We start from the raw sequence: 12,412 nt of genomic DNA, 5'->3' as shown, positions 1-12,412 counted from the left end.
GATATTTTGAATCGCTGACTTAATTTGAATCGCTGAGCGAGCTTGCTTCGTTGCCGAGCACTGAATAGAAATAGGAAATGTCACGAATGTCTTGGTCTGAGAGCGTGTCAGCTTGTTGTTGCATGAGAATCGCTAAGCCACTGGTTCTTTCTCGAGTCTGGTAATCTTTCAGTGAGGAGATGAGATTACCCACTTTTTGACCGCGAAGGTTCGGGTAGGGATCTTGCGTTGAGATGCCATCAGCGCCATGACAAGTCATGCACACTTTGGCTTTTTGTTTACCTAACTCGAATTGTTCTTGATTAACTTCAGCAGAAACAGGAAACATGACCAGCGTCATTACCAGGGTAGAAAGTGTCGCCATGGGGTTAAATTTTTTTATGTTCAAACTCATTCTCGATTCCCTTGATTATGAAATGAGTAAGCTTTTTAAGATCAACGCACGAGATCAACTGGTGAAGTAGAAACGACTGGAACTCGTTATTAGGTCTCTTAAAGCTGCTTACGTTCGATTAAAGGTTATGCATCAACCAGCATTCTCGCTACTTACTTACTCATATTTATTGTTAATTTTGTTGTTTGATACGTATTCATAGGGGTTATTGGATTACTTCTAACGTTCAAAATACGTGTTTTTATCGCTAGACGGTCGAGAGGTAATGTTCAGGCGGCAGCACTATTGAGCCATTGTGGAGGTCGAAGGACTAAAGGAAAGGGAGACAGAGAGCTTGATAACACTTGGTGGATGCTGGGGGCTTGGCACAAAGTGATACCGTTCAATCCGAGTGGCATCGATACAAGTTAAATGGTCATTTTAGGCTAGACTCAAATTAGTGACCTTTTTAAATGGAGTTTAGAATGAGAACTGTATTCCTGTTTGTGCTCTGGTTTTGCTCGTTTTCGATTTTTGCAGCCTCAGAGTTAACTGTGTTCGACCACTCCGGAAAAAAGCATGCATTAAGTAGAGAACAACTCCTAACACTTCCTCAGACAGAAATTACCACCATCTTGCCATGGGTTGAGGGTCTGACCGTTTATAGCGGTGTGACGTTGCAAACAGTGCTTGAAAATATTGATCTACCCATATCACCGCAAGTCACTTTCGTGGCATTGAATGACTACAAAATTGCCGTGCCCAAAGAAGATTTCGATACCTATGAACCCATCATTGCGATCAAAAAGAATGGTGAGTTTATGTCTGTGAGAGAGAAAGGCCCTTATTGGTTGATATATCCAATCTCTGCGAACCCTGAGACCAATACCCCTGATTTCCATGCCAAGATGATTTGGCAGATTCGTGATATTCACCTGTAGAGGCTAATTATGAAGAAGCTGTTGTCTATGGCCGCAATCAAAGTCGTTGTTTTGTCTTTGGCCGTGGTTGTTCTATCCGTCAATATCTACAGTGTTACTCGAATTAATGACATCAACAAGAGCTTTTCTAACCGCCAAAATGAGGCCACATGGTTTGTTTTTCAACTTGTTAAAGAGTATGCAAATTTCTTGATGGTTAGCCACGCAAAGACGATCGATTATGATGAATTGTGGTTGGCTTATGACATTACTTGGAGTCGCTTCGATATCCTGATCAACAGCACTGAATCGTCCAATTTTATTCGTTCAGCAAATTTTAAACCTTACTTTACCGCAGAGTTTGAAAAATTTAAGTCGCTAGAATCGTCAATCAAATTGGTCAGTACAGGGCAATTACCTAAAGAATCCCTACAGAAGAAAGTCGATATTTGCTACACCACCTTGGTCGAGTTCATTAACGAAAAATTTCGATTACAAAGCCCTGTTATTGAAGAAAATACGTCCATGGTAGGCAAATTTGTTGTTGTTCACCAAATCAGCAGTGCCTTCCTTGTCCTGGTTTTGCTGATGACAGGCATCATTTTCTATCTCGACTTTGCCATCAAACGAAAACTTCATTCTACCGACTTCATTACCGGCTTTCGTAATCGAGTCTCTTTAATGAAATTTGTTAAGAACAGTTATCCAACAAACAATAACTTTGATCTCTACTTTGTACGAATCAGAAACCTCAATGAGATTAACCAAAAGTACGGTCTGGAATATGGTGATCTGGTAGTGAGCTCCGCCGCTAAGTCCCTGACGGCAAAGGTTCCGGAAAGTACTATCTCGTTTCGTAGTAGTGGCAGCCAGTTTCTATTCTTCATTCCTGAGCACTTGTACACAAGTGATGAGATACAGGAAAAGTTCAATGACGTGCTTAAGGATTATATCTCTGCGGGCAATTTAGAATTGATGATTGACGCTGTAGTAAGGCATAAGAAGAATATCAGCTCTAAAGATATGATGGAGCTACTAACGACAATGCAGAGCTAATCCCCGCATTAGCCACAAATCAGAGCATTAGGTTTTACTTGCTTTCGGCTCGCCATTCTCCCGATTCATTAACATGGCTTTTTCCATCTTTTATTTGCTTCATCATTCAATGTGCAGCCAATAGAGAGCTCCTGCTCTGATGAAGATAGTTCTACTACTAGTTATAGCTATAGTGGCTTTCCGCGCTTGAATAGGAAGAGAGGCTTTGAGGTTTAGGTTTAGGTTTAGGTTTAAGGTTACTGCTTTTGAGTGAGTGCAACGATTCGCTCGTTAGATCTCGAACTGCTAACAGACTGCGGGTTTAAAATTGCTTGCGGGTTGTGGTTTCGAACAAAGTCGATGAATTCCAGATAAGTGAGTGGCTGACTGAAGAAGTAGCCTTGTATTAGGTCACAGTTGGCTTTTCTGAGGTAATGATACTGTTCTATCGACTCAACACCTTCTCCGACGACTAGCGTGTCACAAGAGTGGCCTAAGTTAACCATAGATTCGACCATCTTGCGGTCGGCCTTGTCGTCTACCATGTTATCGATGAAGCTCTTATCAATTTTGAGCTCATCCACAGGGTAGTGGAGAAGTTGGTTAAACGCTGTGTAGCCCGTACCAAAATCGTCTAGGGAGACCTTTAAACCTAAGCTTCTGAGGCTCTCGATAGTTTGCACCGTAAGCTTGGTACTTTTCACGTAACTGGTCTCGGTAATCTCTATAATAATATTGCCAGGTGGCACTTGATAACGTTCGAGTACTTTACGGATGTTGTCGGCAAAATTTCGGTTGTAGAGCTCCATCGCCGAGATATTAATCGACAGGGTGCCCTTGTATTGATGAAGTTCTGAAAGCTCTTTATAGCTTTTGATAGCGGTGCTAATGACCCACATGTCGAGCCTGGCAATAAGGTTACTCTTTTCAGCAACTGGGATAAATTCTTCTGGTCCCGCATCGATATCAAATAAGGCTGGGCAACGAATCAGGCACTCCGCGCCATCTATCTGAAGTGTCTTGGCGTTAAAAATAGGCATAAAGCGAAGTTCAAAGTTATCACTTTCGCAGCACTCTAAGAGTCTTTTCTCTACAACGTCATGACGTTCCAAGGTATGTAACAACTCTTCGCCATAAACAATACGACTTTCGCCATCACTATGAGACTTCGCATTAGCTAACATTTCATCGATGCATCGGTGCCAAATCTCATCGAATTTTGGCGTGTCGAGCGGTAAAACACCTGTTGCGAGTGATAATCGAAACCCATAGTAGTCAAGGAAGGTGGTGCCGGTCAGCGTATTGTTGATGTTCTCAATTTCTTCGTTTATCACTTGGTTCTTACCCATCTCCAAGATCGCGATAAACTGATTCCCTCCCAGTCTTGCCAAAGAATAATCACTGCAACTAAAGCCCAAAGATGCTTGTTGGTTTTGTAGTGTCTCTTTCAGTGCTTTAGCTAAGCTTATCAGTACATTATCACCAACTTTTGCACCATAGAGGTCGTTGATTTTACGAAAATCGATGATGTCCCAACAAACCACATAGCAGTGTGGGCTCATCGAGCTTTTTAGTCGTACATCAAGGTGTCTGATGAAAGAGCGTCGATTGGCTAGCTTGGTGAGTTGGTCGAATTCGGCTTCGAACTTCAATTCGGTTAGCGAGTCTATGTACGCGTTCTTTAAACCATCAATTTCACTTTGCCCTGATGAGCGTTTGAAGTATCTAAGCTTGAGCCCGCCGATCGATATCTCTTGCAGTAAGTCTTTAAGCGGACGCACGAGTTGGTAACGCACCACTAAATGCACGATCAACATGATCGTAAAGAGAGTACCAAAGCCACCTAACAAGGTTTGTTTAGCGATGATGGCTTTCTCATGGTCGAACTTTTGTTCTCGAATATTTACTTGCGCGATGAGATGTCGGCTGGTCATCTGCACATTGATATTATCTTGGGTTTGCTCAATTGATTTGATAACGAATTGGGTATTTTCAATGTTTGCAGCGTCTGAGGATGGCTCGATTAAGAACTGAATATTGTCATCGTCATTGTATTTGATTAGCAGGCTAGAGAGTTGCATCAGAGGCCCGTCAGCAATCAAGATGTAGCGATTTAAACTGTTACTTGCACGTTTGTCTTGAGGAAGGAGGTAAGGGTCAATTGCCGCGACATACGAGTATCTGAGCTCTCCACTGATCGAGATATAAGAGAAGCCTTCATAGGAGAGTTCATTTTTGCTGATTAACGAGGTGTATATATCGAAGACTCTTTCGTAAATCTTGTCAGGGATTTTTAGCCCTTCGAAAGGATCGGCTCGGAGAGTAGAAAGCGTTAATTTGAACTTAGGGTCCACGATATAGACATTGCGTTGCCCGAATTGATTGACGTGGTTCTGGCTTAATACACGAAGTACTCGTTTCTCCAATAGCGACAGAGTCGTGTAGTCGCCAGGGTTTTGAATGTAGCGGAGGAACTGCAACGAAGACCCAATATCTTTAACCAGTAAGGATAAGCCAAGTTGCTCGTACTCTGCAGCGACTAAAGCGGTGTTCACATCAGATTGCACCTTGTCTAGGTACATATGCTTAGCATGATTTGACGCGAAGTTGTATGACACGATTCCTGCGATCAGAAAGACCAACAGTAGCGTGGGTAAAAGTACGAAATAGAGCTTCTTCAAAACGGGCATGAGTTATCTCAAACTGTCGACAATACGATTGCGAATTTGAATGCTACCCGGTTCTAACGGCTGATAAAGGTAGCTGCGATCTAATACTGCTTTACTCGGGAAAAGTTCGGGATCGTTTTGATACTCCTGAGAAGTGAGTGCTTTTGCTTTTGAACTTGGTGTTGCAAACCATGAATCCATTGCGTTTTGAGCGGCTATTTCAGGTTGCGATAGGAAGGATAGGATCGTGGTTGCCTGTGGAGATAACTCTCCGTTGTTAATTGCAGCCATACACTCTAACCATAAGGTTGTTCCTTCTTGAGGCACTGTGTAGGCCCAAGACGCCTCAGGTTCGGCATCATTAAGCACATAGCTGTCACCTGAATATCCGTAGGCGAGGTCGATATTGGCTAAGCGCTCAAGCTGGTGGATGTGGTCGATGACATATTCATTGCTTTCAAGATGTGGTTTTTGCAGTTGTAGCGTTTTGTACGCAACACGAAGTTCTTGTTCATTATTAGTAAATGGGTCAAATCGATTGACCAATAACGCCGTGCTCACCAAGTCGGTGGGGTCGTAGTACATACTTATACGGCCACTGACTTTAGAGTCGGGTTCAAGAATCGCCATCCAAGATTCTGGGGCGGAGACTTTATCACTGCGATAAAGAATACCGGATGTTCCCCACGCGTAAGGAATACCATACTCACCACACCCATCCGCCCATCTGGGGTCAAAATTGCTTTCAATGGATTGTTGTAAGTCACTTAGGTTATGGAACAGGTTTTGTTTGGCTAATGCCTTAAGTTTTACGCTTTCGACGATGACCAGTTCAAAAGCGCCTCGACGCTCGCTTAATAAAACCTCATCCCTTATTGACTCATCAGAGAAGAATTGTTGCTTTAGTGAGATGCCGTAGGTATCACTTAACTGGGTAATGACGCTGTCAGATAAAAATTCATCCCAATTGTAGAGATAAATATCATGCTGCTGGCCAAATACAGGGCTAGCCAAAAAGGATGTTGACGCGAGAATTGATACACAAAACGCTTTCACTGACGGATTCCCTTTCGTACGTGATAACTAAATCGTAGCCCAAAATCTGCGACATGATTCAAATTTAGGCACTTAATGTAACTTCAACTTCATGCATTTCATGCAAATAGCAACTTGCTACTCCTAATTGAAACCGAACCTTTATCGTGTGAAGCAAGGATGATTCCGTCGTATCGTATTCAACACAAGTGCGTATCCCAGTTTATTGTCCGTGAATGGATTATTTAAATTAATATTCATCATAATATCCATTCTTACAAGTTATTATGCAAATATTAAGCATTAAATAATGATGTGGTGATTACCTTTTTCGGGTTTTCGCTCGCATTAATCGTCGTGATTCCTTTGTTTTGCCATTGCGATTTACTCTTATGCTCAATGTTCTTTTATCCCTAAAAACACTTCTATAACGTTTTGTTTATCATTTGTTTCGTTTCTCAATAAGTATCGATAAAGTTGTTGCTAAAGACTTGTAGCACAAGGTATTTGTGCTTATTGTGGTCAGCAGTATCTAGGTTATGTCCCAACGAGCCATGATTGCCGATTTGGGAAACGTTGTGCATTTTAGGAGCCATTGTGGATTTAGAGATATATCAAGTAGATTCGTTTACAACTCAAGCGTTTAAAGGGAACCCTGCCGGGGTCTGTATCTCCCAAGAGCCATTGGATGAGTCGTTAATGTTTTCAATCGCAGAAGAGATGGCGGTATCCGAAACGGCTTTTCTTGCGCTTAACACGATGACGCTTAAATGGTTCACTCCCGAAGTCGAAGTGAAGCTGTGTGGGCATGGCACACTGGCAACTGTTCATGTAATGAAAGAGCAAGGACTGCTCAATACAGGTGATAAGGTCGTGTTTAACACCTTATCCGGGGAGTTATCTGCCGCAGTTTGTGAATCGTCTATTGAGCTTGATTTTCCTAGTACACAGTTATCATTGTGTTCTGAACCCAACCTCACGCTGCTTGAACATTTAGGTTTAGAACCGCATCAAGTCGTATCATTCCAAGAATTTGACTCTAAGCAGTTAATCGAAGTTTCCAACGAACACGTGCTATTGGAGCTTTCACCAAACTTTGATGCGTTAAAAGGCAGTCAAGGGCGAGGTGTTGTGGTGACGGCACTTTCATCAAATTCTAAACTCGATTTTGTTTCTCGTTATTTTGCGCCATGGGTAGGGGTTAATGAAGATCCTGTGACTGGCTCGGCACATTGCGCATTGACGCAGTACTGGGCAGAAAAGCTCAACAAAAGCAGTTTCAGTGCTTATCAGGCGTCTCGTCGTGGTGGTTATATGTCGACAGAGCTCTTAGCCAATGGGCGAATAAAGTTAATCGGCTCTGCGACCACTGTGATTAGTGGCGTGTTGAAGCTTTAGGTCTCTATAGAAGCTTTAGAGCGCAGGTTCCCCCCTGTTTAGTTGGAACCGCCTAGTACGTTTTATTCGACTGTTGACAGTTAAAAGAGGCGGCTAGGGCGTAATGTATTATTGAAGGAATCACCGTGTCTGCCTTTTATCTTTCCCAAGTATTAGTCGCGATAGCCATTTGTTTTGATCTTCTGTCATTCCAATTCAAGGAAAGGAAGAAAATCGTCACTTGTCTGTTCTTTGCTGGCGTTCTTATTTCGAGCCACTTTATCCTTCTTGAACAATGGACAGCGGCGATCTTAATGACGATTGCCACGATTCGCTATTTGACGAGCGTATTTTCTGCCTCATCCAAATTCAAATATTTGTTCTGTTCGATGTCGGTGGTCGCAACCGCAGTGACTTACTCGGGGCTGACGAGCATATTGAGTTGCTTTGCCTCCGTATTTCAAACCTTTGCCGCCTTCAATAAAGATGACCGTCGATTAAGAGAATTGATGATCATCGGAACCAGTTTTTGGTTGGTTCACAATTACTTAGTTGGCTCGCCAACAGCGGTTGTTATGGAGGCGCTGTTTATCTGCAGTAACTTGGTGGGCTATTACCGTTTTTACTTCAGAAAGAGTGCCGCTGCTTAGGTTTACAACTGAAGCTAAGGCCCAAGTTGTTAATCAATACAATGATAGCTAGGAGAGCTTGATGCCAAATATTTACAATGATGTTCCTTCATCATTACCCAATGAGATATTCAATGACCTGATTGCCAACGACAGTGTTCGAATTGAAAGAATATTGTCGCATGGACACAGTTCACCAGAAGAGGGTTGGTATGATCAAGATGAGAATGAATGGGTAATGGTGATAGAAGGTCAAGGCGTCATCGAGTTTGAAGATGGACGCGTTGTTACCTTGTCTAAAGGGGATTACATCAACATTGCTGCGCGAGAAAAGCACAAGGTTATTGGTACGGATAAAGACATGGTGACGATCTGGTTGGCTGTGTTTTATCGTTGATATCTTGTTCTAAAGCTGAGGTTGTTGAGTGCAGGTTACAGAGCCTGTTGAGCTTGGACTTTTGAGCCTGCTGATTCAGCTGTCTATTTGCACCTCTGAAAGAACTTAAGGCAAAAAGGAGTATGTCGTGGTTAGAATTCGAAACTATCAAGCGAGTGATGATAAAGCACTGTGGGAGATCTTCTTTCATACCGTACGTAACGTGAATGTTCGAGATTATTCTCAACAGCAAGTCGAAGCTTGGGCACCCAGTAGCTTTGACTTTGCATTATGGAAAAAGCGTATGAATGGGTTACAACCCTTTGTAGCTGAGCTCGATGGCTGCGTTGTTGGCTATACTGACCTGCAACCGAACGGTTTGATTGATCACTTTTTCTGTCACCACGAATACCAAGGGAAGGGTGTAGGGAAAGCCTTGATGGAACATGTTTTCACTGTGGGGCGAGTTCGTGGCGTATCGAGATATTTCTCTGAGGTAAGTATTACCGCAAGGCCTTTTTATGAGCACCTTGGCTTTAAGGTAGTAAATGAACAGGAAGTCGAAATGCGGGGCGTAAAGCTGACCAATTACGTGATGGAAAAGATAGTTGAAGATGGACAAAGCAGTTGAATAGGTGGACTCGTGTTCTTAGGGATACAGACATCGAGTTTGAAATATTAATGAACCTTATTAAGGATAACTTTTCCTGATCTATTGATATTGTCGATGAGTTCAAATTGTGTGCAAGATAATTTGTCTAATCTAAACATTGAGTGAATACAAGGAGTGTTGTTCATGAGTCATGTGAGTAGATCTAAACTATATACATTAGTGTCGATGTTGTCCTTCGCTGTTGGCGTTCTTGCCTTAGATGCTGGGGTGTCGGGGCTATTTCCTCTCTTTGTTGTTGTCATTTCATTCTTTTCATTTGTCATCAACTCGTTTCTTTGTTTGTTCGGAGGTAAACGTGAAGATGGCTTTGATGCCTATCAAAAAGCAAATCAGACTCGTTCGGGAGCACTGGTCAAAGGCTTAGAAGACTCGAGCAAATAAACCTGTGCTTTCAGACGAACGGTAATCTCATTTTTGATACAGTTTTCACCTGCTTTTTGTTCTCTTATTCAAGAAAAATCATCACTTTAGAGATAATATTCACTTCGACTAATATCAGTGAAGGAAGAAAAGTGGGAATTGAAGCTTTAGCGTTTGTGATGGACGCACTAATCACCGCATGTTGCATGTACATCGCCTCTAAAATGTCTTTCGTGATCGCAGATTTTAAATCCCTTCTTACTATTGCTGTAATCGTTGCTTTGGTGTCATTGATTCCGACAGTGGGTTGGGTGTTAGGGTTGATTCTGTTTGTGTTCCTACTCGGGAAAGCAACGCACTCTAGTGTTGGTGATTGCATCTGGGTGGTGGTCTTCACGAAGGTGGTATCGATGGCGGCCTTTCTGATATTCGGACGCTTGTTTATGTAATGCGGGTTCTTGCTTATCTAAAGGCAGGCTCGGCTAGTTTGATACCTATCTTTACTTGGTATTTAAACATGAAAAGGGTGTGAACCTGTCACACCCTCTAGAAACCTTTGGACTGTGTTCGTCTTTGCTATTTAGGCAGTAACACACCATTGATCACATGGATGACACCATTGCTTGCTTCAACATCTGCCATCACGACCTCGGCTTTATTAATCATGACGCTGCCGTGATCCATCCCTACCATTACCGCTTCGCCTTGCACTGTTACAGCACTATCAAGTTTCATCACTTCAGACGCCATTATTTTTCCTGGTACCACATGATAGGTCAGTACTGCGATCAGCTTGTCTTTGTTTTCTGGCTTCAACAGCATATCAACCGTTCCTTCTGGTAGTGCAGCGAACGCTTCATCCGTTGGCGCAAAAACAGTGAAGGGGCCATCACCTTTCAATGTTTCAACTAAGCCTGCCGCTTTTACTGCCGCTACCAAGGTATTGAAAGAGCCGTTTTCAGCCGCTACGTCAACGATGTCTTTCTTCATTCCGTGGTGATCAGCGTGAGCAAAAGCCGTAAAAAGAAGCGTCGCAACTAGCACTGACATGGTTTTGATTACTTTATTAAACATATTGTCTTCCTTTGAGTTTTGTCCGTTATTTTCGAGAGGTATTACGAAAGCCCAATCGTGATAGATCAATTTGTTGTGTCTTTGAGTGAATGGTTAACGATATCGACTGCGGCAAGCGAATAAATTTATATTGTTAAATGCTTGTTATAATTCCATTTTGATGCTTATAGTTATTTGATGATTATTCAAATAATGGATGTGAATATGAGGTTTGTTTTACCAGTAGTCTTTTCTGCATTGGCTTCAATGCCTGCATACAGTGGCCTTGCTCCAAGTGAAGGCTTCAGCGGTAACTTCAGTGTATTAGCCGGTTTTTACTCTGACAGTAGTAATTTGAGTACTGAACAAGATTCTAATCAAGCCACCAACACCCAGGAAGGGGATAGTGAAAACCAAGGGCTACTCGGCTTTTTGGGTACTGTTCAATATACTTTTGGCGAATCGCTGACTCACCAAGTGTATGCGGGTACAACACGAGAGGATATTGCAACAGGTACCATTGCGTTTGAGATCGGTTATCGATATCAACTTTCTGGTGGCACCATATTGGATTTTTCTGTTCTTCCTACGCTTGTCTCGGGTAAGGCTTGGTCTGACCCTTACGCGGTTGGCGTTAATCGAAACGAAACCGATTTAAAAGGTAATGTTGGGCGATTGCAAATGACCAACATAGGCGGCACTGGCTTTCGAACGGATTTCGCGATTGGTGAGTCCGACGTTGATGATGAGCTGTCTGGGACTTCATTGGGGCTATCTGCTGAAGAGATAGCACTGCTTAATAGGGAACGAATCTATGTGTATGCCAAAGCAGGATACCCTTTCATCTTAGCTAACCAAGCGGGTGTGTTCGTTCCATCCATGGTGTATTTCCACTCTGATGCGGAAGGCGGAGCGTTTAGCTTTGATAGTTACGGTATTGAATTAAATTACGCCAAGAAAATGGGTCGTCACGGTTTTGTTGTCACGTTGGATGCACATGATCGCCAATACGATGAAGCCAATCCAATCTATGAAAAAGTACGTGATGAGAACGAGTATGGTGCCTTTTTAGCGTACGAGTTTGGTGGTTTGATGGGCTATAAAGACTGGTCGTTTATTTCTTTATTGGGTTTAAGAAGCATAGATTCCAATATCGATTTCTATAATTCAGAACAAGTATTAGCGAGTGTGGGTGTGGATTATAAATTCTGATATTCGCACTATGTTAAAAATACTCATCAAAGCAGAATTTTAAGTTCAGTATTTCTACTTATTTAATTATTTCGGGCACTTACAGCTTTAATGGTTGTAGGTGCCCGTTGCTATCCGTAATATGAAAATGAGCTTATGGATAGAAATAATAGGATAAGGAAGCGCTTTGGAAATACAAATTAGACATTTAGAAGCAACGGATAGCCAAGATATTTTCGATATTTATCGCCGCCCTTCAGTGTCAGAAAATACCTCACAAAAGCCTTATCTTAGTTCTGAACAAGTGGAGCGACTGTTTGGCCATTCAGACCATTTCACTTTGGTTGCGGAAGTATCCGGCAAAGTAGTGGGCCACATTACTTTATTCATGACCACCAAGGTAAGAGACAGGCATTGCGCTGGTCTTGGTATTGCGATTCACCCGGATATGCATGGTAAAGGGGTAGGTAAGACGTTAATGCAAGAAGCGATCAATCAGGCGGATAACTGGCTTAACCTCGTGCGTCTTGAGTTAGAGGTTCATGCCGATAACCACGCCGCTATTGCTTTGTACGAACGTGTAGGTTTTCAGTTAGAAGGCACAAAAAGGCTCAGTACGTTCAAAGGCGGTAAGTACATCGATATGTTACTAATGTCGAGAATACGACCAGATTGCCTTTGAAGGCGAAGTGACTCGATATAACTGAAACATTTGAAGTAA

Annotated in this window: 14 protein-coding genes; 10 read left to right on the top strand and 4 right to left on the bottom strand. The window is 42.5% G+C overall.

The window, feature by feature from the left end:
• Positions 1-19 precede the first annotated feature (19 nt).
• Positions 20-394 (bottom strand): c-type cytochrome, encoded by a 375-nt coding sequence (locus tag HRQ85_RS06905; protein ID WP_172379126.1) that lies wholly within the window; start codon positions 392-394, stop codon positions 20-22.
• Positions 395-858: 464 nt separating this feature from the next.
• On the opposite strand from HRQ85_RS06905, the gene HRQ85_RS06900 reads away from it, so the two are divergent.
• Complete coding sequence (locus HRQ85_RS06900) at positions 859-1,314, top strand: hypothetical protein (protein WP_172379125.1); 456 nt, start codon at positions 859-861, stop codon at positions 1,312-1,314.
• Between the two features lie 9 nt (positions 1,315-1,323).
• Complete coding sequence (locus tag HRQ85_RS06895) at positions 1,324-2,349, top strand: diguanylate cyclase domain-containing protein (RefSeq protein WP_172379124.1); 1,026 nt, start codon at positions 1,324-1,326, stop codon at positions 2,347-2,349.
• A gap of 236 nt (positions 2,350-2,585) precedes the next feature.
• Here HRQ85_RS06895 and HRQ85_RS06890 read toward each other — a convergent pair whose 3' ends face one another.
• Together HRQ85_RS06890 and HRQ85_RS06885 are read right to left on the bottom strand one after the other, a co-directional pair.
• Entirely contained in the window at positions 2,586-5,018 is a 2,433-nt protein-coding gene (locus HRQ85_RS06890) for a putative bifunctional diguanylate cyclase/phosphodiesterase (RefSeq protein ID WP_172379123.1), read from the bottom strand.
• 3 nt (positions 5,019-5,021) lie between these two features.
• On the bottom strand, positions 5,022-6,053 hold the full coding sequence (locus HRQ85_RS06885) for a polyamine ABC transporter substrate-binding protein (protein ID WP_172379122.1): 1,032 nt from the start codon (positions 6,051-6,053) through the stop codon (positions 5,022-5,024).
• Between the two features lie 576 nt (positions 6,054-6,629).
• On the opposite strand from HRQ85_RS06885, the gene HRQ85_RS06880 reads away from it, so the two are divergent.
• The 6 genes from HRQ85_RS06880 (at position 6,630) to HRQ85_RS06855 (ending at position 9,896) form a co-directional block, all read left to right on the top strand.
• Positions 6,630-7,430 carry a PhzF family phenazine biosynthesis protein gene (locus HRQ85_RS06880; protein ID WP_172379121.1) on the top strand — a complete coding sequence of 267 codons (801 nt, stop codon included), beginning with the start codon at positions 6,630-6,632 and terminating at the stop codon, positions 7,428-7,430.
• A 125-nt stretch (positions 7,431-7,555) separates the two neighbouring features.
• Entirely contained in the window at positions 7,556-8,059 is a 504-nt protein-coding gene (locus HRQ85_RS06875; protein ID WP_172379120.1) for a YgjV family protein, read from the top strand.
• A 61-nt stretch (positions 8,060-8,120) separates the two neighbouring features.
• Positions 8,121-8,435, top strand: a complete 315-nt coding sequence (locus HRQ85_RS06870) for a cupin domain-containing protein (protein ID WP_172379119.1) — start codon at positions 8,121-8,123, stop codon at positions 8,433-8,435.
• Positions 8,436-8,562: 127 nt separating this feature from the next.
• Positions 8,563-9,045 (top strand): GNAT family N-acetyltransferase, encoded by a 483-nt coding sequence (locus tag HRQ85_RS06865; RefSeq protein ID WP_172379118.1) that lies wholly within the window; start codon positions 8,563-8,565, stop codon positions 9,043-9,045.
• A gap of 165 nt (positions 9,046-9,210) precedes the next feature.
• Positions 9,211-9,468, top strand: coding sequence for a hypothetical protein (locus tag HRQ85_RS06860; protein ID WP_050633506.1), 258 nt, complete (start codon positions 9,211-9,213; stop codon positions 9,466-9,468).
• Between the two features lie 131 nt (positions 9,469-9,599).
• On the top strand, positions 9,600-9,896 hold the full coding sequence (locus HRQ85_RS06855) for a hypothetical protein (RefSeq protein WP_172379117.1): 297 nt from the start codon (positions 9,600-9,602) through the stop codon (positions 9,894-9,896).
• A gap of 127 nt (positions 9,897-10,023) precedes the next feature.
• Here HRQ85_RS06855 and HRQ85_RS06850 read toward each other — a convergent pair whose 3' ends face one another.
• Positions 10,024-10,521: a fasciclin domain-containing protein gene (locus tag HRQ85_RS06850; RefSeq protein WP_048611089.1), complete on the bottom strand. Its 498-nt coding sequence runs from the start codon at positions 10,519-10,521 to the stop codon at positions 10,024-10,026.
• Between the two features lie 204 nt (positions 10,522-10,725).
• On the opposite strand from HRQ85_RS06850, the gene HRQ85_RS06845 reads away from it, so the two are divergent.
• Complete coding sequence (locus HRQ85_RS06845) at positions 10,726-11,712, top strand: DUF2860 family protein (protein WP_172379116.1); 987 nt, start codon at positions 10,726-10,728, stop codon at positions 11,710-11,712.
• Between the two features lie 166 nt (positions 11,713-11,878).
• Positions 11,879-12,373 (top strand): GNAT family N-acetyltransferase, encoded by a 495-nt coding sequence (locus HRQ85_RS06840; RefSeq protein WP_172379115.1) that lies wholly within the window; start codon positions 11,879-11,881, stop codon positions 12,371-12,373.
• Positions 12,374-12,412 lie beyond the last annotated feature (39 nt).

Source organism: Vibrio sp. Vb339 (assembly GCF_902751245.1).
Taxonomy (GTDB): Bacteria; Pseudomonadota; Gammaproteobacteria; order Enterobacterales; family Vibrionaceae; genus Vibrio; species Vibrio coralliirubri.
This window is presented reverse-complemented; position numbering and strand designations above follow the sequence as displayed.

Bases quoted from the DNA above. Each gene is read 5' to 3' on its own strand.
- HRQ85_RS06895 (WP_172379124.1), top strand. From the start codon at position 1,324: ATGAAGAAGCTGTTGTCTATGGCCGCAATCAAAGTCGTTGTTTTGTCT.
- HRQ85_RS06860 (WP_050633506.1), top strand. From the start codon at position 9,211: ATGAGTCATGTGAGTAGATCTAAACTATATACATTAGTGTCGATGTTG.
- HRQ85_RS06890 (WP_172379123.1), bottom strand. From the start codon at position 5,018: ATGCCCGTTTTGAAGAAGCTCTATTTCGTACTTTTACCCACGCTACTG.
- HRQ85_RS06850 (WP_048611089.1), bottom strand. From the start codon at position 10,521: ATGTTTAATAAAGTAATCAAAACCATGTCAGTGCTAGTTGCGACGCTT.
- HRQ85_RS06900 (WP_172379125.1), top strand. From the start codon at position 859: ATGAGAACTGTATTCCTGTTTGTGCTCTGGTTTTGCTCGTTTTCGATT.
- HRQ85_RS06845 (WP_172379116.1), top strand. From the start codon at position 10,726: ATGAGGTTTGTTTTACCAGTAGTCTTTTCTGCATTGGCTTCAATGCCT.
- HRQ85_RS06870 (WP_172379119.1), top strand. From the start codon at position 8,121: ATGCCAAATATTTACAATGATGTTCCTTCATCATTACCCAATGAGATA.
- HRQ85_RS06905 (WP_172379126.1), bottom strand. From the start codon at position 394: ATGAGTTTGAACATAAAAAAATTTAACCCCATGGCGACACTTTCTACC.